Origin of the sequence: Breoghania sp. L-A4, from assembly GCF_003432385.1 — a bacterium.
Taxonomy (GTDB): domain Bacteria; phylum Pseudomonadota; class Alphaproteobacteria; order Rhizobiales; family Stappiaceae; genus Breoghania.
Genome location: NZ_CP031841.1, coordinates 2,537,432 through 2,562,673 on the forward strand (window position 1 = coordinate 2,537,432; position 25,242 = coordinate 2,562,673).

Here is a 25,242-nt window from a genome sequence, read left to right on the forward strand (position 1 = left end):
AACCATGTCCGGCAGTCCAGCGATCGACGATGCGGCCACCCGGTCTCCGGTGCTTCTGGAGGCCCGCGGCATCGTCAAGCGGTTCGGCGACATCAAGGCCAATGACCAGGTCGATTTCACCATCCGCGAGGGCGAGATCCATGCGCTGCTGGGGGAGAACGGCGCGGGCAAGTCGACGCTTGTGAAAATCCTCTACGGCGCGCTCGATCCCGACGAGGGCCAGATCCTGTGGCGCGGCAAGCCGGTGACCATACCGACGCCCGCCGCCGCCCGCGCGCTCGGCATCGGCATGGTGTTCCAGCACTTCTCGCTGTTCGAGGCGCTGACGGTGGCCGAGAACGTGGCGCTCGCCATGGCCGATCCGCCGCCGATGCGGGATCTCGCCGCCACCATCACGAAAGTCTCGGTCGATTACGGCCTGCCGCTCGACCCGCACGGGCGCGTCGCCGATCTGTCGGTGGGTGAGCGCCAGCGCATCGAGATCGTGCGCTGCCTGCTGCAGCACCCGCGCCTGATCATCATGGACGAGCCGACCTCGGTGCTCACCCCGCAGGAGGCGGAAAAGCTGTTCACGACGCTCGACCGGCTGGCCTCTGAAGGCTGCGCGATCCTCTATATCAGCCACCGGCTGGAGGAGGTGAAGCGGCTGTGCCACGACGCCACCATCCTGCGCCACGGCAAGGTGGTCGCCCATTGCGATCCCACGAAGGAGACCGCCGGAACGCTGGCGAGCCTGATGGTCGGCGCCGACATCGGCATCGTCAAGGCGGTTCGCGGCGGGGAGACCGGCGCCGTGCGGCTGGCGCTCAACGATGTCTCGCTCGCCGCCGCAGGCCCCTTCGCGGTGGCGCTGCATCACGTGGACCTCGAGGTGCGCGCCGGCGAGGTCGTCGCCATCGCGGGTGTCGCCGGCAACGGCCAGAGCGAGCTGTTTGACGCCATCTCCGGCGAGCGGCTGGTGATCGATCCTCAATCCATCCGCATCGACGACAAGCCCGTGGGCAACATGGATGTGACCGCGCGCCGCAGGGCGGGCGCCGCCTTCGTGCCCGAGGAGCGGCTGGGCCACGGCGCTGTGCCCGGCCTCAGCCTCAGCGAGAACATCGTGCTGACGCGCCATTCCACCTTCGACCGGCTGGTGCGCTCGCTGTTCGTCGACCGCAAGACCGCCAGCCGGCTGGAAAAGAAGATCACCGGGGCGTTCGACGTGCGCATGAGCCACGATGACCCGGAAGCGCATGCGCTGTCGGGCGGCAACCTGCAGAAATTCGTCGTCGGCCGCGAACTCGACCGCAATCCCGGCGTGATGATCGTCAACCAGCCCACCTGGGGGTGGATGCGGGCGCGGCGGCGCTGATCCGCCAGGCGCTGGTGGATCTGGCGCGCTCGGGCGCGGCCGTGCTGGTGATTTCCCAGGATCTCGACGAGATTTTCGAACTCGCCGACAGGATCGCGGTGATCTCGCGCGGGCATCTGTCGGAGGCCGAGTCGGCGTCCGCCATGACGCGCGAACGCATCGGCCTGCTGATGGGCGGCGCGGGGGAACGCGATCACACGGATCTGGCGCAAGCGGGGGCGACGACGGATGCGGCTTGAACTCATAAGACGGCCGGAACGGTCGAAGGCGATGGCTCTGGCCTCGCCGCTGATCGCGCTGGGGCTGACGGTCATCACCGGCGCCATTCTCTTCGGGGCGCTCGGCTACGATCCCCTGCGCGCGTTGTATTTCTATTTCATCGAACCGCTCACGGAGAGCTGGTCGCTGGAGGAACTCGCCGCCAAGGCAGCACCCCTGGTGCTCATCGCCGTCGGACTGTCGGTATGTTTCCTGTCCAACATCTGGAACATCGGCGCGGAAGGCCAATACACTTTCGGCGCTATCTTCGGCGCCATCATCCCGGTGTATTTCTGGGAATGGGACAGCTTTCTGGTGCTTCCGCTGATGATGGCGCTGGGCATGCTGGGCGGCGCGCTCTACGGCGCCATCCCAGCCTTCTTCAAGACGCGCTTCGGCACCAACGAGATCCTCACCTCGCTGATGCTGGTCTATGTGGCGGACAAGCTGCTGGACTGGCTGGTGCGCGGCCCCTGGCGTGACCCCGGCGGCTACAATTTCCCCGAAAGCCGCGACTTCACCGAAGCCTCGATCCTGCCCTCGCTGATCGGCTACGGCGCGATGCACTGGGGCGTCGTCTTCGCGTTGGTCGCGGTCGCCGCGATCGCCGTCATGCTCGGCAAGACGCTCAAGGGGTTCGAGGTCAAGGTGCTCGGCCAGTCGGCCCGCGCCGGCGCCTTCGCCGGCTTCTCGCGCACCCGGATGGTCTATTTCGGCTTCCTCGTCTCCGGCGCGCTTGCGGGACTCGCCGGCATCGCCACGGTGTCGGGCTCGGTGCAGCAGCTTCAGCCGGTGATCTCGCCGGGCTACGGCTTCACCGCCATCATCGTCGCCTTCCTCGGCCGGCTCAATCCGCTGGGCATTCTCATCGCCGGGCTCGTGCTGGCGCTGACCTATCTCGGCGGCGAGGCGGCGCAGGTGACCATGGGCATCTCGGACAAGGTCGCCCGGGTGTTCCAGGGGATGCTTTTGTTCTTCGTCTTGGGCTGCGACACGCTGATCCTCTACAAGCTGCGGTTTGTCTCGACAAAGCAGACCGCCGAGCCGCTGCCCGATCTCACGCCGGCGGAGGAAGCGCTATGAGCATCATCGAGCCCATCCTGCTGACGGTCATCACTGCCGCAACCCCGCTTCTCATCGCCGCCATCGGCGAGCTGATCACCGAACGCTCCGGCGTGCTCAACCTCGGCGTCGAGGGCATGATGATCATGGGCGCGGTGATGGGGTTCGCCGGCGCCCAATGGACCGGCTCCGCCTATGCCGGCATTTTGTTCGGTGTGGGGGCGGGCGTGCTCATGTCCGTGCTCTTCGCCTTCATGACCCAGACGCTGGTGGCCAATCAGGTGGCGACAGGCCTGGCGCTGACGCTGTTGGGGCTGGGGCTGTCGGGCATGATCGGCGAAGGCTTCGTCGGCCAGCCGGGCGTCCGGCTTCCGCCGGTGGAGATTCCGCTGCTGTCGGACATCCCGTTCCTGGGTACCGTGCTGTTTGGGCAGGACGTCATCGTCTACGCCTCCTTCGCGCTGGTCATCGGCGTCATGTGGTTCCTCTTCGCCACCCGCGCGGGGCTCGTGCTGCGCGCCATCGGCGACAACCACACCTCGGCGCATGCCTTGGGCGTCTCGGTCATCAAGGTGCGCTATCTGGCGGTGATGTTCGGCGGCGCCTGCGCCGGGCTCGCCGGTGCGCATCTGAGCCTCGTCTACACGCCGCAATGGGTGGAGAACATGACGGCGGGGCGCGGCTGGATCGCGCTGGCGCTGGTGGTCTTCGCCTCCTGGCGGCCCTGGCGCGTCGTCGCCGGCGCCTATCTGTTCGGCGCGGTGACCATCGCGCAGTTCCATGCCCAGGCGCTGGGCATCGGCATTCCGTCGCAATTTCTGGCGTCGCTGCCCTATCTGGCGACGATCCTCGTTCTCGTCCTGATTTCCCGCAACCGCCGGCTGACGCTGATCAACACGCCGGCGGCGCTGGGACGCACCTTCGTGCCGGAGCGCTGATCCCAGCCTTCCGGCCGGAACTCTGAAAGAAACCCCAAATGCACACAGCATCCAAGAAGGGAGCCGTCATGAAAACCAGACTTCTCACCGCAGCCGCCCTGGCCCTGGGCCTTGTCACGGGCGCGGCCCATGCCGCCGATCCGCTGAAGATCGGCTTCATCTACGTCGGCCCGACCGGCGATTTCGGCTGGAGCTACCAGCACGACCAGGGCCGCAAGGCCATCGAGGAAAAATACGGCGACAAGGTCGAGACGACCTATCTCGAAAGCGTGCCGGAAGGCCCGGACGCCGAGCGCGCCATCGAGCGCCTGGCGCGCGCCGGAAACACGCTGATCTTCACCACCTCGTTCGGCTACATGGACCCGACGCTGAAGGTGGCGAAGAAGTTCCCCAGCGTGAAATTCGAGCACGCCACGGGCTACAAGCGCGCCGACAATGTCTCCACCTATTCCTCGCGCTTCTATGAAGGCCGCTATGTGATCGGCCAGATCGCGGCGAGGATGTCCAAGACCGGCACCGCCGGCTACATCGCCTCCTTCCCGATCCCGGAAGTGGTGCGCGGCATCAATTCCTTCCTGCTCGGCGCGCAGTCCGTCAACCCGGACTTCAAGCTCAAGGTCGTCTGGGTGAGCTCCTGGTTCGACCCGGGCAAGGAAGCCGACGCCGCCAAGGCGCTGATCGATCAGGGCGTCGACGTCCTGACCCAGCACACCGATAGCCCGGCCGCCATGCAGGTCGCCGAGGAGCGCGGCATCCATGCCTTCGGTCAGGCCTCCAACATGATCAAGTTCGGCCCCAAGGCTCAGCTCACGGCGATCATCGACAACTGGGCGGACTACTACAACGCGCGGGTTGCCGCCGTCATGGACGGCACCTGGACGTCGACCGACACCTGGGGCGGATTCGACATGGAAATGGTCCACATGGCCGAGTTCACCAACATGCCGGATGACGTGAAGGCGATGGCGGAAGAGACCATGGGCAAGATCAAGTCCGGCGCCTTCCATCCCTTCACCGGCCCGATCACCAAGCAGGACGGCACGGAGTGGCTGAAGGACGGCGAAGTGGCCGACGACGGCACGCTGCTGGGCATGAATTTCTACGTCAAGGGCGTCGACGACAAGCTGCCGCAATAAGGCGCATCGCGACGCAGGAGCAAAAATGAGGCGCCGGGCGGGATTCCAGCCTGCCCGGCGCCTTCGGGAGCGAAACACCGGGAGAACAACGGAACGATAGTCAATACCGGCATTGGACACGGCTGCGGGGGCGCAGTCCCAATGCGTCAACAACGGGGAACAGCATGTCTAACAACCATCTCGGCGCAACGGCGGCGCAACTCAAGGATCCGAACTGGACACCGTCCATCGGCAAGGCGGTGCCGCTGGGCATTCAGCATGTCCTGGCGATGTTCGTCTCCAACGTCACGCCCGCGATCATCGTTGCGGGAGCCGCGGGCTTCGGCTTTGGATCGAACTCGCCCGACTTTCCGAACATGATCTACATGATCCAGATTTCGATGCTGTTCGCCGGTATCGCAACGCTGTTTCAAACGATCGGCTTTGGGCCTGTCGGCGCGCGCCTGCCGATCGTCCAGGGCACCAGCTTCGCCTTCCTGCCGGTCATGATCCCGGCCGTCGCGGGGCAGGGCGTCGCCGGTCTCGCCGGGTTGATGACGGGTGTCGTCATCGGCGGCATCTTCCATTTCTTCCTGGGAACGGTGATCGGCCGCATCCGCTTCGCGTTGCCGCCGCTCGTCACCGGCCTGATCGTTCTGATGATCGGTCTGTCGCTGATCCGCGTCGGCATCCAGTACACCGCCGGCGGCGTTCCGTTGATGGGCAAGCCGGGTTACGGCACCTTCGCCATGTGGTTTCCGGCTCTGGTGGTGATCGCGGTCACGCTGGGCCTGAAGTTCTTCGCCCGCGGCATCTTGTCGGTGGCCGCCGTTCTTGTCGGCCTGATCGCCGGCTACATCGTGTCGCTGTTCATGGGACAGGTGAACTTCGGCAACATCGGCAATGCGGCTGCGTTTTCGATCCCGATGCCGTTCAAGTGGGGCGTCGAGTTCAACGCCTCGATCATCATCGGCATGTGCCTGATGGCGGTGATTTCCGCGATCGAGACCGTGGGCGATACGTCGGGCATTACCAAGGGCGGCGCGGGCCGCGAGGCGACCGACAAGGAGATCTCCGGCGCGACCTTCGCCGATGGTCTCGGCACGGCGGTCGCCGGTGTCTTCGGCGGCCTGCCGAACACCTCGTTCAGCCAGAACGTCGGTCTCATCTCGATGACGGGCGTCATGAGCCGCCATGTCGTCACCTACGGGGCGATCTTCCTGATCATCTGCGGCTTCCTGCCGAAGATCGGCGCAGCCGTCTCCACCGTGCCGATCAACGTGCTCGGCGGCGGCGTGGTGGTGATGTTCGGCATGGTCGCGGCCGCGGGCATCAACATGCTCTCGGACGTGGTCTGGAACCGCCGCAACATGGTGATCTTCGCCGTGTCGCTGTCCGTCGGCCTCGGCCTGCAGCTGGAGCCGGGCGCGCTTCAGCACCTGCCCAAGACGGCGCAGATCCTGCTGACCTCCGGTCTGCTGCCCTCGGCCATTCTGGCCGTGCTCCTCAACCTCGCGCTGCCGCACGAAGCGGCGGAAGAGGAGGCATAGGCCTGCACGATACGGGCGGCGGGCTTCGGTCCGCCGCCGCTTTCCCACCCGATATTCGAAGACCTTGGCGGACCTCCCATGACACCGTTTCTGGCCGATTGGCTCAATCTTCTGCTGCGCTGGGCGCATCTGATCGTCGGCATCGGCTGGATCGGCACGTCGTTTTATTTCATCGCGCTCGATCTGGCGCTGCGCAAGCGCCCGGGCCAACCAGAAGGGGTGCTGGGCACCGCCTGGGAGGTGCACGGCGGCGGCTTCTACCACGTGCAGAAATACACCGTGGCGCCCAGCGAGCTGCCCGAGGATCTGCTTTGGTACAAGTGGGAGGCCTATCTCACCTGGGTGACGGGCTTTTGCCTGCTGGTGGTTCAGTACTATCTCAACGCCAACGTCTATCTGATCGACCCGCAGAAGCTTGCCATGACCCCGGGCGAGGCGGCGCTGATGTCGATCATCACGCTGGGCGCCGGCTGGATCGTCTATGACCAGCTGTGCAAGTCCGCGATCGGCAGGAACACGCCGCTGCTGGCCGGGCTGGTCTTCGCGCTGATCCTGCTCGCCGCCTATGGCTACACGCACATCTTCTCCGGCCGCGGGGCCTTCATCCATGTCGGCGCCTTCATCGGCACCATCATGGCGGTCAACGTCTTCGGCGTGATCGTGCCCAACCAGAAGAAGATCACCGCCTCGCTGCTCAAGGGCGAGCCGCCCGATCCGGCGCTCGGCGCCATGGGCAAGCAGCGCTCGGTGCACAACAATTATCTCACCCTGCCGGTGCTGGTGATGATGGTCTCGGGCCACTATCCCATGCTCTCCGGCCACCCGCATTCGTGGATCCTGGTGGCGCTGATCATCGTCATCGGCGCCATGGTGCGGCATTTCTTCAACCGGCACGAGGCGGGCGATCCGCTGGCCAAGATCGCCTGGACGCTGCCGGTCGCCGCCATCGGCCTCGCTGCCGCCATGGTGATGACGGCGCCCAAGGGGATTGATGCGGACGCCGACGTGATCTCGGACGCGGAAGTGCTCACCATCACCGGCACCCATTGCGCCATGTGCCACGCCAAGGTGCCGCGTCACGAGGGCTTCGAGGAAGCCCCAACGGCGTGCATCTTGAGACGCTCGACGACCTGCGCCGCTTCCGCGTCCAGATCACGGCCCAGGCCGTGCACTCCCAGGCCATGCCGCTCGGCAACGAGACCGGCATGACGGATGAGGAGCGGGAGAAGCTCGGCGCGTGGCTCGCCAGCCAATAGGACGATGAATGCCTCAAACCGATGAAGACGCGGGCGAGGGACCCTGGAGCCTCGCCGAAATCAACGCCTGGCCGCGCGATGTCTTTGCGGCCCGTTTCGCCGATATCGCCGAGCACTCGCCCTGGGTGGCGGAGGCCGCCGCGGACCGTCGCCCCTTCGCCGATGTTGAGGCGCTGGCCGGCGCGTTCGACGCGGTGATGCGCGCCGCGCCCCGCGAGCGGCAGCTGGCGCTGATCCGGGCGCATCCCGATCTCGCCGGCCGCGCCGCGCTGGCTGGACAACTGGCGGAGGATTCGCGCCGCGAGCAGGCGGGCGCCGGGCTTGATCAGATGACGGAACAGGAGTTTTCCCGTTTCAACACGCTCAATGCCGCTTATAAGGAGCGCTTCGGATTTCCCTTCATCCTCGCGGTGAAGGGCGCCACCCGTCATCAGATCCTGGAGAGTTTCGAGGCCCGGATCGGCAACGACAGGCAGACGGAATTCGACATGGCCCTGAGCCAGATCGCCCGCATCTTCCGCTTCCGCCTGCGCGACCGGGTGCGCGACATCTGAGCCCGGAGCCGGAGGCTGTGCAATGCGCACCTGAAACGGCGCGTTTTCGGCTCCTGGCGGGGCATGCCGCCTGTGCGGATCGTGTTGAATGCCTGTTGATACCCTGTTGAAAGCTTGTGGAAATCCTGTCGATAAATGACCCAGACTCCAGTTGAATCCAATCTTGCCCAGGCGGCTTCCAACTACATCGAGGCGCTCGCCCGCCACACCAGCGACGAAGGCGCGCTGACGCGGCTCTATCTGAGCCGGGAGCACCGCGCGGCGGCCGATGAGGTGGCGAATTGGATGCGCGACGCGGGTCTTGAGGTCTCCGAGGACAACCTCGGCACCGTGCGCGGCCATCTCGCGCCCACCCGTTCGGATGGCTCCAACCGGCGGCTGCTGATCGGCTCGCACATCGACACGGTGCGCGACGCGGGCAAATACGACGGCAACTTCGGCGTCGTCGCAGGCATCCTCGCGGCGCGCAGCCTGCGCGACAGCGGCACGGAGCTGCCCTTCGGTCTCGATATCCTGGCCTTCGGCGACGAGGAGGGCGTGCGCTTTCCCACCACGTTGCTGTCGTCCTCGGCTGTCGCCGGCGCGCTCGACTGGCAGGCGCTGCAGGGCATGGACGCCGACGGCGTCTCCGTGCGCGAGGCGCTCACCGCCTTCGGCTGCGATCCCGACAAGGCCGGCGCCGCCGCCTATGATCCGCGCGACGTCATCGGCTATCTCGAGGTGCATATCGAGCAGGGCCCCGTTCTGGAGGCCGAGAACCGGCCGCTCGGCATCGTCACGGCGATCGCCGGCGCCAGCCGCTTCCGCGTCAGCGTGCGCGGCGAGGCGGGCCATGCCGGCACCGTGCCCATGGCGCTGCGCCACGACGCGCTGGCGGCGGCGTCCGAACTGATGCTGGAGATCGAGAAGATCGCGAGCGCCGGCGTGAAGGACTCGCTGGTGGCGACCGTCGGCGAGATCACCGCGCTGCCCGGCGCGGTCAATGTGATTCCGCGCGACGTGAAGTTCTCGCTCGACGTGCGTGCCGCCAGCGACGCCGCGCGGCTTGAAGCCTGCGAGGCGATCCAGTATGCCGGACGGCGTATCGGCGCGCGGCGCGGCTGCATCTTCGGCTTCGAGCGCTTCCACGATGCGCCAACCGTGCCGTGCGCGCCGCGCCTGCAGGCCGCGATGGAGACGGCGTTCTCCGGCATGGGCCTGCAGCCGCGCAAGCTGATGTCGGGCGCCGGTCACGATGGGCAGGCGATGGCCAGGCTCACGGACGTCGGCATGATCTTCGTCCGATGCCGGGCGGGAATCAGCCACAGTCCTCTGGAATACGCGACGCCGCAGGACATGGGTGTCGCCGTTGAAGCGCTGGTGCGGGTCATCGAGACCCTTGCGCAGCAGGAAAGGACCTGATGATGAAAGCCGCGATCGACGCCAATTGGGCGGAGGAAGTGGAGTTCCTCAAGCGCCTCGTGCGCATTCCCAGCGACAATCCGCCGGGCGACTGCGAACCGCACGCGAGCGCCGTCGCCGACTTGCTGGAGGCCATGGGCTTCAGCGTCGAGCGCCATCCGGTTCCCGAGCCATTCGTGCGCCAGAACGGCATGAAGTCGGTCACCAATCTGATCGTCCGCCAGACCTTCGGCGACGGCTCCGGACCCACCATCGCCCTCAACTCCCATGGCGATGTCGTGCCGCCGGGCGACGGCTGGACCACCGATCCTTACGGCGCGGAGGAGCGCGGCGGCGCCATCTACGGCCGCGGCGTCGCCGTCTCAAAATCGGACTTCGCCACCTACACGTTCGCGCTGAAGGCGCTGATGGCCGAGCCCGAGGGGCTCAACGGCACGATCGAACTGCATCTGACCTATGACGAGGAAGCCGGCGGCTTCGTCGGCCCCAAGTGGCTGATCGAGCAGGAACTGACCAAGCCCGATTATGCGTTCTCCGCCGGCTTTTCCTATGCCATCACCACGGCGCACAACGGCTGCCTGCATCTGGAGGTTCTGGTGCGCGGCCGACAGGCGCATGCCGCCATGCCGGAGACCGGCGCGGACGCGCTGGAGGCGATGACGCCGATCCTCCAGGCGATCTATGAGGAGCGGGCCCGGCTGAACGCGATTCACAGCCAGACCAAGGGCATCGAGAGTCCGAAGATCACGGTCGGCCTGATTTCCGGCGGCATCAACACCAACGTGGTGCCCGACCGCGTCACCCTGCGGCTGGACCGCCGCCTGATCCCGGAGGAAAACGGTCTCGCGGTGGAACAGGCGCTGCGCGAGTTGATCACCAACGCCTGCCCGGCGACGCCGGGCATCGAGGTGGAATGCCGCCGCATCATGCTGGCCGAGCCGCTTCGCACCCTTCCGGGCACCGATGTTCTTGTGGCCGCGGTCAAGCGCCACGCGGAGGCCGTCCTCGGCACCGAGATCAACGCCACCGGCGTGCCGCTCTACACCGACGCGCGGCATTACTCGGAAGCGGGCATCCCGACGATCCTCTATGGCGCGGGCCCGCGCTCGATCCTCGATGCCAACGCCCACGGCGCCGATGAGCACCTGCAACTCACCGATCTGCGTGCCGCCACCGAAGTCGTCGCCCTGGCGCTCAAGGACCTGCTGAGCGCATAGGGAACTCCATGCAAGCCGCCATCCTTCGAGACGGCCGCCATGCGGCCTCCTCAGGATGAGGGCTATCGTGTTGATAGGTCGAGATAATCACAACACGGGGACCTCATCCTGAGGAGGGCCGAAGGCCCGTCTCGAAGGATGGGCGGTTTACGCGGCTGCGGACCCCTGGCGTCTGCGCTGCCGAACGTCCGTCGTAACGTTCGGATTGCGCGTCAGCCGGCCTGTATCGCACGTGCCGCGTGGATGCCCGGGACATGCCCGAGCATGACGAAAACGTCTGTCTTTTCAGATCTCTGAACCCCGCTTTCGTCATCCTCGGCCTCGTGCCGAGGATCCATCTGCGCCGCCTGTGACACGCTCTGAGAGCAGCGAAAGCAACGATGCGACCGGCTCTTTGAGCGATGAATCGGAGACTGAAGAGCCCCTAAATCTCCAGCACCACGCGACCCATGATGGTGCCGGCGCGCAGGTCGTCCAGCGCCTGGTTGGCGGCCGACAGCGGCCGGGTCTCGACGGGGATTGAGGAGACTTTTCCGGCGCGGACGATCTCGAGCATCTCGCGCGCTTCGGGAAGCGAGCCGACGAAGCTGCCCTCGATGCCGATCACGCGCATGGCGAACATCGGGATGGGAATGGTGAACGACCCGCCGATCAGCCCGGCGACGACAACCTTGCCGGATTTCCGCAGCACGCTCTGGGCGAAATTCAGCGAGCTTTCCGCGCCCGCGAAATCCACCGCGCCGAACACGCCGCCGGTCTGGGCAAGGAACGCCTTGCGCGCCTCACGGTCCGACGGATCGAACGCGGCGGCCGCGCCCGCGCCCATTGCCGCGCGCCGCTTCGCCGGATCGATGTCCGCCACATAGGGCGCGTGCTCGAACAGCGCCCTGGCGAAGGCCAGCCCCATCATGCCGACGCCGCCAAGCCCCACCAGCAGCAGCGGGCCGCGTTTCGCCTGCGCTTCCAGCCGCTTGAGCGCGGAATAGGCTGTGAGGCCCGAACACATGAAGCTGCCGGCGATGCGCGGGTCGATGCCGTCATAGTTCAGCAGATAGCGCGGATGCGGCACCATCACGTGGGTCGAATAGCCGCCGTTCACGTTGATGCCGAGCTGGCGCGGCTTGGCGCACAGGTGCTCGTCGCCCTCCGCGCAGGTGGGGCAGTCGCCGCATCCGATCCACGGATAGACCACGGCGCGCTTGCCGATTGTGACGCCCGTCGCATCCGGACCCATGGCGCACACGCTGCCTTCGATCTCGTGACCCAGTGTGAAGGGCAATTCGCGGCCGGCGCGCACATCCAGTTGCTTGCCGCCGCCAAGATCGAAGTGCCCGTCGTGGATATGCACGTCGGAGTGGCAGACGCCGCAATGGTTGATCTGAATGAGGACTTCCGTGCCGGTGGGCGCGGGGGTCTCGGCCGAGGTTTCCGCCAGGGGCGCTCCGTATTCGATGATGCTCTGGTTCTGCACTGCGGAACGCTCCCTCGTGAAATATCCTGTGTTTACTGAGCCTTATTGGAGCGCTCACGCAGCGAATTTGCAAGCGCCACGAAGCCCGACACCGGAATTTCTTCCGCGCGCGCCGTCTCGTTCAGCCCGGCATCGTCCAGCAGAGCGGCCGGCGCGACGTTCAGCGCCTTGAGACTTGAGCGCAGCATCTTGCGCCGCTGACCGAAGGCGGCGGCCGTCACCCGGCGCAGATACCGGATATCGCAGTCCATGGGCTCGAGGATCGGCTCCAGATGCACCACGGCGGAGGTCACTTTCGGGGGCGGTGTGAACGCTTGCGGCGCAATGTCGAACAGCATCCGCGCGCGGGTGCGCCACCCGGCCAGCACGCCGAGTCGGCCATAGGCCTTGTCCACCTCGCTCGCCACGATGCGCTCGGCGACTTCTTTCTGGAACATCAGCGTCAGGGACTGCCACCAGGGCGGCCACGGATCGCATTCGAGCCAGCCGGTGAGCAGTTGCGTGCCGACGTTGTAGGGCAGGTTCGCGACCACCTTGACCGGACCGTCGACGCCGGCGGCCAGCGCCGCCATGTCGATTTCCAGGGCATCGCCTTCGATGATCGTGAGGCGGCCGGGATAGTGATCGGCAATCTCGCGAAGTGCTGCCAGGCAGCGCCTGTCCTTCTCGATGGCGATCACGGCCTTGGCGCCTTCCGCGAGAAGCCCGCGCGTCAGCCCGCCCGGACCGGGGCCGACCTCGACCACCGTGACGCCCTCAAGCGCACCGGAGGAGCGGGCGATGCGCGCGGTGAGATTCAGATCGAGCAGGAAATTCTGGCCCAGCGACTTGCGCGCATCCAGCCCATGCGTGGCGATGACGTCGCGCAGCGGCGGCAGATCGTCGATCTGCGGCATCAGCCCGCGCCTCGCGCGCTGAGCCTTGCGGCCAGCCGCAAGGCGGCGATCAGGCTGTCGGGCCGCGCCTTGCCGCTCGCGGCGATGTCGAAGGCCGTGCCGTGATCGGGAGAGGTGCGCACGAAGGGCAGCCCCAGGGTCACGTTGACGCTTTCGTCGAACGCGAGGGTCTTCACTGGGATCAGCGCCTGGTCATGGTAGCAGGCGAGCGCGCAATCGTATTGGGCGCGCGCGCGCGGGTGGAACATGGTGTCAGCGGGCAGGGGGCCGACGATGTCGATGCCCTCTTCGCGGAGTTCGGCAATCGCCGGTTCCAGAATGGTCCGCTCCTCGCGGCCCATGCTGCCGTTTTCGCCCGCATGGGGGTTGAGCCCCGCCAGCGCCAGCCGCGGCCGGTCAATTCCGAAGCGCGTGTGCAGCTCGTGGTCGGCGATGCGCGCCACGAGCCGAATCCGCTTGCTGGTCAGGGCGCCGGGAACATCGGCCAGCGGGATGTGCACGGTGATCGGGATGGCCATCAGGTCGGGGCCCGCCAGAAGCATCACGGGTTCATGCGCGGTTTCCGGCCAGAACCGTTCGGCGAGCATGCCGAGAAACTCCGTGTGGCCGGGATGCCTGAAGCCCGCGTCGTAGAGGGATTTCTTGTTGATCGGATTGGTGACGATGCCGCCGGCCCGGCCTTCCGCCACATGCGCGACGGCAGTCTCGATCGCCTCGATGACGGCGGCAGCCGCCTCGCGCGACGGCTCGCCGGGCGTGTCGGGCGCGCGATTGTCGAGAGCCACCACAGGAAGCGCGCTCGCGAAATGCCCCATGGCCTCTTCGGGCGTGCAAACGACGATCGGAACGTCCAGCGCCATCCGCCGGGCCCGGCTTGCCAGCATCTCGGGATCGCCGAGCACATAGAATGGCTGCAACGATGCCGCGTCGCGCCGTTGCCAGGCGATGAGTGTGAGGTCGGGGCCGATTCCGGCGGGCTCGCCCATGGTCAGGGCAAGAGGCGCGTGCGGCGCTGTCATGCGGCGAAACGTTTCATGAAGCGAGCCTGGTCCTGTCCAAACACGATCATACTAGCGATAATCGATAACCGCGTTGCGGCGCAGTTCGCGCAGGTAGCGGCGGGACATCATCTCGCCTTCCTTGTTGCGCAGGTCGCTTTCCACCTTGTTGCGCGCCGCCGCGTCGCTCTGGATCTCGCGTTTGTTGCAGACGGCGAAGATCTCGATGCCGTTTCCGGTCTCAACCGGCTTTCCGAGCCGGCCCGTCTCGACGCCTTCGAGCGAGTCACGGATGTTGGCCGGCAATTCGGGCAACAGCCGGATGCCGAGCGGCTTGACCACGACCTCATTGTATTCGCTGGTCAGCTTCAAGCCTTCCTCGCATGACGAGAAGCGCTTGCGCAGGTCATTGGCCTCGCCGCGGCGCTTCGTTGTCAGGGACTTCGACGATTTGCGCGGCACCACGAAAATGAGCTGGGTGATCGTGACTTCCGTCGTGGTCTCCTCGCTGTCACCGTCCTGCTTCTGCAGCGCGGCGATGATTTCCTGCTCGCTGATGTTGATCGTGCGGCGGAAGCGCCCGCGTACGACTTCGGCCCAGGCCATTTCGGCGCCGATGCGGGCCTTGAGCGTGCTGGGCTGAACGCCGGCGCGCGACAGCGCCTTGCCGAGTTGCGACGGCGACATCTTGGTGCGCGACGCGATCTGCGCGAAGGCTTCGTCGACCTGAGCATCGCTGACGCTGGTTCCGGTGCGCTTGGCCTCCTGCGTCTTGATGTGCTCGTCGATGAGTTCCTCGAGCGCCGCCTTCTTCGCCGCTCCGGCCGAGCGGCGCGTCGTCAGCTGCAGGAGCCGGGCTCGCTGCGCGATGTCGTAGCTGGTGATCGCCTCGTCGTTGACCACCACCTCGATGGATGTCTGTGCATGCGCCGGCTGCGCCGCAAGCGGTGCCAGCGCGCAGGCCGCGGCCAGCACAAGGCCGCGAATATGGTCCCAACGCGGAGATGTCATTGTCGGCTCTCCCAAGTCTGCATTCATCGGATCCTTGTTCTGGCAGGATCCGTCTATCGGGTCGCGCGTGCGCGCGTCATTCGGCGATTGGTGTGCTTCGGCGGTTCTGAAACCGCCCGCAGCGTCCCTCACAGTGCGTTGCCCCGCCGGTTTGGCGAAACGATGGCAACGGCCGGAACCACGCGCGGTTTGCGAAAATTCAGTTCTTGACGTCCGTCGTCACTTGCGTATCGCCCAGGGTGCGCAGGCCAACGCGCAGGAACACGGTCTGGTCGGTTGTGTTGCCGTTGTTGCGGCTGCGGTCCTCGGCAAACGCCAGCGACATGGAGAAGCCCTCGTCGTCATAGCCGACGCCGAAGGCATCGCGCACCAGATTGCTGTTCTGCAGGTCATAGCGCAGCGAGCCGAAGACCCGCCAATTGGTCAGAAGCCGCACCGAGCTCGCCGCCTGCAGTTCCTCGCGGTTGTCGGATATGCCGAGGTCCGGCTGCGCACCCAGGAAGCCGTAGGTGAACGAGGTGGTCATCGGCCCGGTGATGCCCGAGGCCTGGATTTCCGCGCGCTGGACGGTGAAGTCGTCCTTGTCGAAACGGGCGCGGGCGCCCAGGCGGAAGCCGGTGTTGGTGTCGAAATACACCCGCGACACATAGTCGGACATGTCGGTCTGCAGGCCCGAGCTCGACGACGTGGAAAGCAGGTCCGTCGTCTTGTAGGAGTTCTCGCCCGCCAGATGGAACGAGCGGCCGACCAGGGCGCTGACGAAGCCGCCGGTGTACATCTGCAGCTTGTACTGCAGGCCGATATTGGCCCGCGTGCCGCCTTCGTTGCGGTCGTAGCCGGAAAACTTGTCGTATTCGAACAGCGTCGTGTCGTCGAACACCAGGCTTTGGGCGTCGTCGTTGGGCAACTCGCCGATGCGCTGCTCGTTCGGCCGCACGATCACCTGGGCGATCGGCTCGAACACCTGGCTGCCGCCCTCGAACGCCGCCAGGATCGGGTAGCGGTACTCCAGCCCGATGGCGGGCATCCCGCGCACCACGACCGCGTCGTCGGTCAGCGTCGTTACGTTGGGGTCGGCGGAGGCGAGGAAATAGAGGTCCGTCTTCGCGTAGGCGAACGGCGTGAACACCTGGCCGATCGGATCGATGATCGTCCGCCGCCATTCCGCCTGCAGGCTGGCGCGGGTGAACGTGCCCTCGACGCCGCGGAAGTGATCGACGACGCCATCTGGACTGAAGGCATCCGTGCGCTCACGCGTCAGCGAGGTGAAATTGGTGTCCAGCGACAGCTCGCCGCCGATGACCGGATTGTCGAAGACATAGGAATAGTCGATGACCGGATGCACGACGGGCTGCTTGGCCTGAAGATCCTGGTCGACCCGCGAAAATGGTCCCACCGGCGCATTGGTGATGTTTGTCGGGTCGTCGTCCTGCAGCACCCGGAAGGAATAGGCCTTGGCGTCGAAGTGGTTTCGATCGCCCATACCGGTCAGATAGATCTTCGAGATGACCTCGTCGCCATCCGCGCCCTGGATGTCATAGTCCTTGACGAAGGCCCGGTCCGTGAAATGCGACAGGTCCCAGCCCCAGTCCCAGCGGTCGTTGATCGCGAACTGGCCCTTGGTGTTGATGAAGCCGCGCAGATCCCGGTCGCCGCTGGTGCCGGCGAATTCCTCGGGGCTTTCCTGCCGGATGCCCGCGCCATACAGCGAGTAGGAGCCAGATTCCAGCCGGTGGCGGAAGTTGGCCTGCAGCAGCGCGCCCTGGCGCGACAGCGGGGTCGGCGTGAAGGTCACGTCGTAGTTCGGCGCCAGCACCCAGTGATAGGGAACCGAGATGCCGACGCCCAGCCGGTTGTCATAGACGGTGGTTGGCGACAGGAAGCCGGACTTCTGCTTCACGGTCGGATCGGGGTGCGACATGAACGGCAGATAGGCCACCGGAACGCCCCAGAATTCGAGCCGGGCGTCCTCGTAGTAGACCGTCTTCTCGCTCTGCTTGTGGATGATCTTCGCCGCCTTGATGCGCCACAGCGGCGGCTTGTCCGGCGGTGTTCTCGGCCTGGTGTAGACCGTGTAGGTGCCGTCCTCGAACACCGTCGTCTCGCCTTCCTCGCGCGTGGCGCTGGCGGCGGTGAAACGGGTGCGCTGGACGGTGTCGACCCGCAGCGAGCGGGCGAAGCCGCTGCGGAAGTCGTCGGACAGCTCCATGGAGTCGGTCCTGATCACGTTGCCGTCCGGTTCCGTCAGGCGCACGTTGCCCTCGGCGAACAGCCGCGAGCGTGCGCGATCGAGCGTCACCCGCTCGGCTTCCAGCGTGTAGTCGGAATAATAGATCTGCACGTTGCCGACGGCCGAGACAATGTCGTTGTCGTAGTCGTACTGCAGCTCCGCCGCTTCGAGCAGCATCTGCTCGTCCGGGTGGGCGCCGCGGGTCAGGGCGCTCTCGATGGAGTCCTGCGCGCGCGCGTCCGCGCTCAAGCCGTTCAGCGCCGCGATGCCGCAGGCGCCGGCGGCCGCGAACAGCGCCAAAAAGGAGATGGAACCACGCAGCGCACGCGCGAAAGCTGTGCGCTTCCGCGGGCTGTCGAGCCTCTTGGGCCGGAGGACGAAGACGGCCGACATCAACCATCCTCCTGGTGCAATAGGATCGTGAAACCCATAAGCGTCGCTACAATTCCCGGTGACCATGCGGCGATGACGGGCGACACGATGCCAGCCCCCCCGAGGTCCTTTGCAAGTTCGGTGAGAACATAAAGCACGAACCCCGCTGATATTCCACCCAGAATCAGTTTTCCCAGGCCTCCGAGGCGAGAAATTCTGAGGGAAACGGCGGCGGCAATCAAAACCATCGCCGTCAGCAGCAGCGGCCGCGCCAGAAGCATCTGGTATTGGAGAGAATACCGATGCGCGGGCAGGCTGGCGCGCTGGGCCAGTTCGATGAAGCGCGGCAGCTCCCAAAACGAGATCGAATCGGGCGCCGCGATGCTCTCGCGCACCTCCAGCGGCCCGAGATATGTGCTGACGATGTAGGACGCGTAGGTCCGTGGCTCGTCTTCCGCCGTGTAGACGGTGACGCCTTCCAAATTCCAGGCGCCATCGTCAAGCCGCGCGCTGTCCGCCTCGATGCGTTCGCGGAAGCTGCCGTCCTTGTTGAAGGTGAAGACCGTGACGCCGAACAGCCGCAGACCCTGGTCCAGCGACTGCTTGGCGCGCAATATGGTTTCCCCGTCCAGCCCGTCCTGACGCAGCCACGCCTCGCTGGTGGTCTGCAGTAGCAGCTTCTGCTCGTTGCCGAACAGGCTGACGCCGAGTGCGTCTGACTTGTCCTTCAGGTACACGGCGGCGGGATTGAACAGCGTGATGCTGGCGATCCCCAAAACGATGGCGACCAGCAGCGCCGGCGCACTGAACTGCCACACCGAGGCGCCGGCGGCGCGGGCGATCACCAGCTCCAGCCGCCGGCTGAGCGCCACGAAGGCGGCGATCGAGCCGAACAGCGCGGCGAACGGCAGGACCTGTTCCAGCAGCATCGGCACCCGCAGCAGCGAGATCAGCGCCACCCGCGCGACGGTGAAGCCCTCGCGGTCGCCGCCGCGCCGGACCAGTTCCAGGAAATCGAACAGGAACAGCAGCGTGGCCGCCATGACGATCAGCCCGAGGATGGCGGTCAGGAAGCGTCCCGACACATAGCGGGTGAGGGTCATGCCGATCATGCCAGACCTGCCGGCGTGCGGCGCCCCAGGCGCGTGAGGAGGGCCTGTGCGGCTTCGACCGCCCGCTCCATGCGCTCGCCCAGCGCCTCCAGCCAGCGCGGCCGGGTGTTGGAGACGCTGAGCCAGCCGGCGAGCGCGATCGTCAGGACCGGCACCAGGTAGATGCCGGCCATATAGGAGGGGTTGCCGACGGCCAGCGTCGTCGAGCCGAACCCGGCTACGCGCATGCCGACGCAGGCGAGGAGTGCCGCCAGCACGCCGGCGCTGCGGCCCTGCCGCGTGGAGCGCGCGCCGCCGATGAAGGCGAACACGATCAGGCCGAAGGCGATGGGGTAGAGCGGCTGGGCGATCCGGTCGTGCAGCTCGATGGCGAACCGCTCGGTATTGGCGGCGTAATAGTCGTCGCCCGCGTCGGGCCAAAGCAGTTGGGCGATGGTGCGCTCGCTCGGCTTGAACACCGGCGCGGAGGTCTGGGGCATCAGGCTGGTCAGATCGAAGGCATAGCTCTGGAAGCGGACGATGGAAATCGAGCCGGAGGCCCCGGTCCGCCGCTGGATCGTGCCGTTGCTCATCACCAGCAGCATCCGGTCGGCGAGCTCCGCCACCTGGCCGCTTTCCGCCAGATAGGTGAAGCTGGTTTCCGGGTCGCGGACGTCGTCCAGCATCAGGCTTTCCAGCGTGCCGTCGCCATCGCGGTTGCGGATGTGGAAGGTCAGACCCTCGTCGATCTCGATGAAGCGGCCCGGGCGGATGATGTTGGCAAGCAGGTCGACCCTGACCTTGGTCAGCTCCTCGCGCAGCACGGCGAGCCCCTTGGGCGACACGTAAAGCGAGCACACCAGCATCAGGATGCTCAGCATTCCCGCCGCGGCCAGCACCGGCTTGAGCACCTTGGTGCGCGGGGCGCCGGTCGCGCCGATGACGATGAGTTCATTGTCGGAGTTGAGCGCGTTGAAGACGATCACCAGCGCGATGATGAAGGCGAAGGGCGCGATGATCAGGCTCAGGAAAGGCAGGGCCAGCATGGTGATGCCGAGAAACTGCACGATCGTCTGCCCTTGGCGGTCACCAGATCGAGTTGGCGCAAGGCCTGCGTCGTCCACACCACGCCGATGAGCGCGCCGAAGGCGAACACGAAGGCGCTGGCGATGCGCTTGAAGATGTAGAGTTCGATCGTCTTCATACGGGGTCGGCAGGTTCCAGGACGTCTGTGGTGCGCGGCGCTCTGTGGCTATGCAATAGGGCTTTGATGCGGCAGTGCGAAACGCTTCTCGAACCGTGAGGCGGTTTGCCGCGCGACGGTGGCGCCCCGGACACACGGTTCCTTCGCCCATTAGCATGGACTTTGGTGAACGCCGGCTCAATAAACGAGGTTAACAATTCTTTTCAGTGCGCGGTTTCCCGCAGTTTGCGCGCCAATAAAAAGGCGTCCCGCCCGCCGCATAGCTGGTTAAGGGCGCGCGGTTGCGCCGGTCGTCCGGTGCGGGCGCGGGGGCCGTTGATGCCGGCGGCCCTAAAATCCGCCACACGGGATCTTTAAGTGCGGGTTGTCGCGCCGCACTATCGGCGTTCCGAATGCTTTTTCGCGATCCGCCCATGGATCGTCACGGCGGCGCTTGCCGTATGGCGCGAGCCGCTGCATTGTCTGCCCACCGTCGCCGCGTATTTCGCGCGACCCCGATTGGCCCGCCGTCTGGGCCGCTCACCAATTGAAGGAACCGGATCCAAACCATGGCACCTCTCCCCAGCATCAGCATTTCCAAGCCGGCCGACCCCAAAAAGGGCGTCGCCGTTGTCTATACCGATGAAAGTCTGGGCCTTGGTCCCGCCGCCGCCGCGATTGACAAGGCCGCGGGCGGCGCGATCACCCGCGCCATCAAGGCGGCGTCGTTTAAGGGCGCGGCCATGGGCACGCTCGATATTGTGGCGCCGGGTGGCGTCGAGCTGGACCGCATCGTCCTCGTCGGCATGGGCAAGATGGCGGAGATGAAGGAATACGACTGGGTTCGCCTGGGCGGTGTCAGCATGGGCCAGCTTGTCGGCGCCAAGGCAACCGCGGCTTCGGTTCATCTTGAGCGCGCCGATGGCGAGGCCGTCGATGCGGACCAGGCGGCTGACGTCGGCATGGGCATGAAGCTGCGCGCCTACAAATTCGACAAGTACAAGACCGCCAAGGACAAGGATGACAAGCCCAAGGCCGCCAGGATCACGATTCACGTGGAGTGCGCGGGCGACGCCAAGAAGGCATGGGGCGAGCGCGAGGGCGTTGCCGACGGCGCGATTCTGGCCCGCGATCTGGTCAACGAGCCGGCCAACGTGCTTGGCACCGAGGAATTCGCCCAGGCCGCGAAGGATCTCGAGAAGGTCGGCGTGAAGGTCGAGATTCTCGATGAAAAGGACATGGCCAAACTGGGCATGCGCTCGCTTCTGGCCGTCGGTCAGGGCTCGGTGCGTCCGTCCAAGATGGCGATCATGCGCTGGAACGGCGGCAAGGCGAAGCAGCAGCCCATCGCGTTTGTCGGCAAGGGCGTGGTGTTCGACACCGGCGGCATCTCCATCAAGCCGGCGGCAAGCATGGAAGACATGAAGGGCGACATGGGCGGCGCGGGCGCCGTCACCGGCCTGATGCACGCGCTGGCCGCGCGCAAGGCGAAAGCGAACGTGGTCGGCGTCATCGGGCTTGTGGAAAACATGCCCGACGCCAACGCCCAGCGCCCGGGCGACATCGTCACCGCCATGTCGGGCAAGACCATCGAGGTGCTCAACACCGACGCGGAAGGCCGCATGGTGCTGGCCGACGCCCTTTGGTACACCCAGGAAACCTTCAAGCCGGCCTTCATGATCAATCTGGCGACGCTCACCGGCGCGATCATCGTGGCGCTGGGCAGCCAGAACGCGGGGCTGTTCTCCAACAACGACGAGCTGTCCGAGCGTCTGATTGCCGCTGGCTTGGCCACCGGCGAGCCGCTGTGGCGCATGCCGCTGTCGAAGGAATACGACAAGCTGATCGAGGCCAAGAACGCCGACATCAAGAACACCGGCGGGCGCAACGCCGGTTCGATCACCGCCGCCCAGTTCCTGCAGCATTTCGTTAATGACGTGCCGTGGGCGCATCTGGACATCGCCGGCACAGCCATGTCCTCGCCGGAGAACGACATCAACAAGTCCTGGGCCTCGGGCTACGGCGTGCGCCTGCTCGACCGTCTGGTGCGCGACCACTACGAAGGCTGACGCAAAACCGCCCGGCGCGCAATGCGTGCCGGGCGGTTTGAATTCCAGGACGAACCGGCTAGATGGCCTCTTCAGCAAATGCGAAGAGCCATCAACCGGGAAAGCGCTGCAGGTCGGATGGGCCGGCGCTCAGGCGTTAGCAGGTCTTGTAGGCCTGCTGGCATGCGCTGGCTTCATCGGTGACGACGACGCCGAGGCTGGCCATGGCGCCGGCGATGCCGGCGACAAGAAACACGAAAAGAACACAACGCGCGATCATTGAGCACTCCTGGAGACACCGGCCTTCGGACGGAAGGGCTGGCGCTCGATCCTTGATGTTCGGGCATCGCGTCCGGCGGACGATGATGCTCCGATGAGCCTGCGTGAAACCACGGATAAGCCGTTCGGGCAGGGCGTGCTGTGACTCCTGTCACCCGTGCGACGATTTCTGGCGGCATGCTGGCTGCTGGGCGGTGTCTATGCGGTTAACGCGCGTTCACCACAACCGATAAAAGCGCAGGCAGGTGTGGATCATATGCATTCCCTGGCGCCTGTTGCGCGAATGCCGCACAAAGCGCTGTCTGGACTGTCATTGGGAGAAACCGTGACGTCATTTATGCGAAAATGCCGCTGACGCGCCCGATGCTCATTGCACTGCGGATGGCGTGGAATCGGGCGGGTCCGTATGCGAAGGTGCAGGCGAATCAAGCGGCTGGAGCCGGTCCGCGCGGCGGGCCGGGGAGGCGCGATGCGCCGCCGGGTGTTCCGTGCGCCTTGTCGGGCTGTTACAGTGCGATTGGGTGCGAACGGCGGCCCAGAGATCATGCGCGGGACAAGGACCACTTGGTGAGCGACGTACTGTTTTATCATCTGCAGCATCAGCCGCTGGAAAAGGTCCTGCCGGGCTTGCTCGAAAAGTGCCTTGAGCGCGAATGGCGAGTCGTCGTGCAGGCGGGCGACGCCGATGCCCTGAAGGCCCTCGATACCCTGCTGTGGTCCTATCGCGCCGACGCCTTCCTGCCGCACGCGCTTGCCGGCGGGGAGGACGATGCGCGCCAGCCGATCCTGTTGAGCGAGGCGCCGGACAATCCCAACGCGGCCGCCGTGCGCTTTCTGGTGCACCGCGCCGAGCCGCCGGATCTGGCCGAATACACCCGCGCGGTGTTTCTTTTCGATGGAAATGATCCGGACGCGCTGGCTCAGGCGCGCGGCCACTGGAAGCTGCAGAAGGCCGCCGGTCACGCGCTCACCTATTGGCAGCAGGGCGACAGCGGCGGCTGGGTCAAGAAGGCGTGACGGTTTCTCCCGACGGACGATGTTTTTACAGGAGGTGATCGTGAGCGACATTCGCGATGAACCAGGATTTTCGGACCGGCGCACGGAGGCGCTGCGGCGTCTTGACGAGCTGACGGGCGCAAAGGGCGGCGATCCCGAGGATCGCCGGTCATGGTTCGAGCAGGTCTACGAGCTGGCGGACGACGATCCCGCCGCGGTGCCCTGGGCGGATCTCAAGCCCAAGGACGTTCTGGTGGCCTGGCTCGCCAGGAACCCCGGCGCGGGCCGCCGGGCGCTCGATGTGGCCTGCGGGCTCGGCGACAACGCCGAGGCGCTGTCGGCCGCCGGCTGGGCGACCACCGCTTTCGATCTCGCCGACGGCGCCATTCAATGGGCCCGGAGGCGGTTTCCCGACACCAAGGTCGATTATCAGGTCGCCGATCTGTTCAACCCGCCTCAGGAGTGGATCGGCGCGTTTGATCTGGTGCACGAGTGCTACACGCTGCAGGCCCTGCACGGCGATCTGCGCGAGCGGGGATTTGCCGCCATCGCCAATCTGGTTGCCCCCGGCGGCACGCTGCTGGTGATCACCCGCTCGGGCGAGGACGGCGTCGGTTATGACGGTCCGCCCTGGCCGCTGACGCCGTCGGAGCTCGACCGGTTTCGGGATCTCGGCTTCGCCCTGCGCTCGCATCGCGCCTACGACGTCCACCGGCCCGACGGCCGGGTGATCGAGCATGTGATGGCGGAGTTCCGCAAGAAATAGTATGCGATCGCAAACGATAGCCGCGATCGCGTCCCTTCAAACGAAACGGTCTCGAATTTGAATCAAAAAACCGTCAAAAATCCCTCGAATTCGCGCGAATTCGAGGGAAAATAGAAAGCCCTGTTTGAACCGGGGGGCAAGGCTCATGCCCCGCGGTCGTCATCCTCGGCCTTGTGCCGAGGATCCATGTTTTCAATGAGTTGCGGGTGGTCGGGACAAGCCCGGCCATGACGCGGACGGGATTTTCACGGCGCGGCGCGATCTCGACGCAATTCGACCGTTTTGACGCTTTTGACGCGTCAAATGCGCTCGAAATCGCCGCTGCGGCCGGCGCCGCGGGCAAATCTCTGGGCGCCTGAAATGCCTTCCTTTTGCAGGATCGAGCGACTGGCCCATTCAATGCTCAGCGCCTCGTTGATCGGCTTGCCCCAGGCGGCGTAGGCCGCCTTGCGGTCGGCGCGCACGCATTCGGGCGGGAAGCGGGCGATCTCCGCGGCCAGCGCCCTTGCGGCGCTCAAGGCATCGCCGTGGGGCACGATTCTCTCAGCCAGTCCAATACGTTGGCACTCGTCTGCCATGATCTTGCGGCCGGTCAGGATCAGGTCCATGGCGCGCCCCATGCCGACCAGGCGCGGCAGCCGCACGGTGCCGCCGTCGATCAACGGAACGCCCCAGCGGCGGCAGAAGACGCCCATATAGGCCGTTTCCTCCATCACCCGCATGTCGGCGAGCAGCGCCAGCTCCATGCCTCCGGCCACAGCGGGTCCGGAAATGGCGGCAAGCAGCGGTTTGTCGAGGGTCAGCCGGGTCGGCCCCATCGGTCCGCGCGGGATGTCGGAGCCGTTGCCACCATGCCAGCCGGCGGGGATATCCAGATCGCCCAGCGGGCGGCGTTCCTGTTCCAGGGAACCCGCGTACTTGAGATCGAATCCGGCGCAGAACGCGCCGCCGGCGCCCGTGAGAACCGCCACGCGGGCGTCATCATCCGCGTTGAACCGCAGAAACGCTTCGCTCAGCGCTTCGGCTGTGTCCGGGTCCACGGCGTTGCGCGCCTCCGGACGGTCGATGGTGATGATCGTGACGGCCCCGTCGCGCTCGACTGCAATGCTCATAGGCTTGTTCCCCCGGTGATCGTTTTTTCAAACGATAGCGGAAATTCGAGTGCGGGGGATAGGGGGCTCTGTCGACGCGAG

The 25,242-nt window shown here is 65.9% G+C and carries 21 protein-coding genes and 1 pseudogene; 12 read left to right on the forward strand and 10 right to left on the reverse strand.

Features of this window, described 5'->3' with window-relative positions:
* Positions 1–4 precede the first annotated feature (4 nt).
* The 9 genes and pseudogenes from D1F64_RS11655 to D1F64_RS11695 all read left to right on the forward strand — a co-directional run bounded on the left by D1F64_RS11655 (position 5) and on the right by D1F64_RS11695 (position 10,708).
* Positions 5–1,596: pseudogene (locus D1F64_RS11655) on the forward strand (ABC transporter ATP-binding protein).
* Positions 1,586–2,698: an ABC transporter permease gene (locus D1F64_RS11660; protein ID WP_117412588.1), complete on the forward strand. Its 1,113-nt coding sequence runs from the start codon at positions 1,586–1,588 to the stop codon at positions 2,696–2,698. The pseudogene D1F64_RS11655 and the gene D1F64_RS11660 overlap by 11 nt, the downstream one beginning before the upstream one ends.
* On the forward strand, positions 2,695–3,615 hold the full coding sequence (locus D1F64_RS11665) for an ABC transporter permease (protein ID WP_117412589.1): 921 nt from the start codon (positions 2,695–2,697) through the stop codon (positions 3,613–3,615). The genes D1F64_RS11660 and D1F64_RS11665 overlap by 4 nt, the downstream gene beginning before the upstream one ends.
* Positions 3,616–3,683: 68 nt before the next feature.
* On the forward strand, positions 3,684–4,751 hold the full coding sequence (locus D1F64_RS11670) for a BMP family ABC transporter substrate-binding protein (protein ID WP_117412590.1): 1,068 nt from the start codon (positions 3,684–3,686) through the stop codon (positions 4,749–4,751).
* Between the two features lie 164 nt (positions 4,752–4,915).
* Positions 4,916–6,280, forward strand: a complete 1,365-nt coding sequence (locus D1F64_RS11675; protein ID WP_117412591.1) for a nucleobase:cation symporter-2 family protein — start codon at positions 4,916–4,918, stop codon at positions 6,278–6,280.
* A 78-nt stretch (positions 6,281–6,358) separates the two neighbouring features.
* Positions 6,359–7,489 carry a urate hydroxylase PuuD gene (locus tag D1F64_RS11680; protein ID WP_248304434.1) on the forward strand — a complete coding sequence of 377 codons (1,131 nt, stop codon included), beginning with the start codon at positions 6,359–6,361 and terminating at the stop codon, positions 7,487–7,489.
* Between the two features lie 55 nt (positions 7,490–7,544).
* The gene (uraD, locus tag D1F64_RS11685; protein WP_117412592.1) at positions 7,545–8,090 is read left to right on the forward strand and encodes a 2-oxo-4-hydroxy-4-carboxy-5-ureidoimidazoline decarboxylase; all 546 of its coding nucleotides are present in this window, start codon (positions 7,545–7,547) and stop codon (positions 8,088–8,090) included.
* 135 nt (positions 8,091–8,225) lie between these two features.
* On the forward strand, positions 8,226–9,491 hold the full coding sequence (locus D1F64_RS11690) for an allantoate amidohydrolase (protein ID WP_117412593.1): 1,266 nt from the start codon (positions 8,226–8,228) through the stop codon (positions 9,489–9,491).
* 2 nt (positions 9,492–9,493) lie between these two features.
* Positions 9,494–10,708: an ArgE/DapE family deacylase gene (locus tag D1F64_RS11695; protein WP_117414562.1), complete on the forward strand. Its 1,215-nt coding sequence runs from the start codon at positions 9,494–9,496 to the stop codon at positions 10,706–10,708.
* A 424-nt stretch (positions 10,709–11,132) separates the two neighbouring features.
* Here D1F64_RS11695 and D1F64_RS11700 read toward each other — a convergent pair whose 3' ends face one another.
* The 8 genes from D1F64_RS11700 to D1F64_RS23345 form a co-directional block, all read right to left on the reverse strand.
* Positions 11,133–12,179 (reverse strand): alcohol dehydrogenase, encoded by a 1,047-nt coding sequence (locus tag D1F64_RS11700; RefSeq protein WP_117412594.1) that lies wholly within the window; start codon positions 12,177–12,179, stop codon positions 11,133–11,135.
* Between the two features lie 32 nt (positions 12,180–12,211).
* Entirely contained in the window at positions 12,212–13,075 is an 864-nt protein-coding gene (gene rsmA / locus D1F64_RS11705) for a 16S rRNA (adenine(1518)-N(6)/adenine(1519)-N(6))-dimethyltransferase RsmA (RefSeq protein ID WP_117412595.1), read from the reverse strand.
* A complete protein-coding gene (pdxA, locus tag D1F64_RS11710) occupies positions 13,075–14,094 on the reverse strand; it encodes a 4-hydroxythreonine-4-phosphate dehydrogenase PdxA (RefSeq protein ID WP_117412596.1) in 1,020 nt (339 codons plus the stop codon). Before pdxA ends, rsmA begins: the two co-directional genes overlap by 1 nt.
* Before the next feature lie 51 nt (positions 14,095–14,145).
* Positions 14,146–15,084 (reverse strand): SurA N-terminal domain-containing protein, encoded by a 939-nt coding sequence (locus D1F64_RS11715; RefSeq protein ID WP_162901487.1) that lies wholly within the window; start codon positions 15,082–15,084, stop codon positions 14,146–14,148.
* 199 nt (positions 15,085–15,283) lie between these two features.
* The gene (locus tag D1F64_RS11720; RefSeq protein WP_117412598.1) at positions 15,284–17,707 is read right to left on the reverse strand and encodes an LPS-assembly protein LptD; all 2,424 of its coding nucleotides are present in this window, start codon (positions 17,705–17,707) and stop codon (positions 15,284–15,286) included.
* Positions 17,707–18,798: an LPS export ABC transporter permease LptG gene (gene lptG / locus D1F64_RS11725; protein WP_117412599.1), complete on the reverse strand. Its 1,092-nt coding sequence runs from the start codon at positions 18,796–18,798 to the stop codon at positions 17,707–17,709. Before lptG ends, D1F64_RS11720 begins: the two co-directional genes overlap by 1 nt.
* Positions 18,795–19,844 (reverse strand): LptF/LptG family permease, encoded by a 1,050-nt coding sequence (locus tag D1F64_RS11730; protein ID WP_162901488.1) that lies wholly within the window; start codon positions 19,842–19,844, stop codon positions 18,795–18,797. Before D1F64_RS11730 ends, lptG begins: the two co-directional genes overlap by 4 nt.
* Entirely contained in the window at positions 19,802–19,981 is a 180-nt protein-coding gene (locus D1F64_RS23345; protein ID WP_162901489.1) for a hypothetical protein, read from the reverse strand. The genes D1F64_RS11730 and D1F64_RS23345 overlap by 43 nt, the downstream gene beginning before the upstream one ends.
* Positions 19,982–20,529: 548 nt before the next feature.
* Here D1F64_RS23345 and D1F64_RS11735 point away from each other — a divergent pair.
* A complete protein-coding gene (locus D1F64_RS11735) occupies positions 20,530–22,029 on the forward strand; it encodes a leucyl aminopeptidase (RefSeq protein ID WP_117412601.1) in 1,500 nt (499 codons plus the stop codon).
* A gap of 136 nt (positions 22,030–22,165) precedes the next feature.
* Here the strand turns inward: D1F64_RS11735 and D1F64_RS25080 are convergent, their stop codons facing one another.
* Positions 22,166–22,288 (reverse strand): hypothetical protein, encoded by a 123-nt coding sequence (locus D1F64_RS25080; protein ID WP_256372870.1) that lies wholly within the window; start codon positions 22,286–22,288, stop codon positions 22,166–22,168.
* 566 nt (positions 22,289–22,854) lie between these two features.
* Between D1F64_RS25080 and D1F64_RS11740 the strand changes: the two genes are divergently transcribed.
* Entirely contained in the window at positions 22,855–23,304 is a 450-nt protein-coding gene (locus D1F64_RS11740) for a DNA polymerase III subunit chi (protein ID WP_117414563.1), read from the forward strand.
* 40 nt (positions 23,305–23,344) lie between these two features.
* Positions 23,345–24,049, forward strand: a complete 705-nt coding sequence (locus D1F64_RS11745) for a class I SAM-dependent methyltransferase (protein ID WP_248304435.1) — start codon at positions 23,345–23,347, stop codon at positions 24,047–24,049.
* 299 nt (positions 24,050–24,348) lie between these two features.
* Here the strand turns inward: D1F64_RS11745 and D1F64_RS11750 are convergent, their stop codons facing one another.
* Entirely contained in the window at positions 24,349–25,161 is an 813-nt protein-coding gene (locus D1F64_RS11750; RefSeq protein WP_117412603.1) for a crotonase/enoyl-CoA hydratase family protein, read from the reverse strand.
* Between the last annotated feature and the right edge of the window lie 81 nt (positions 25,162–25,242).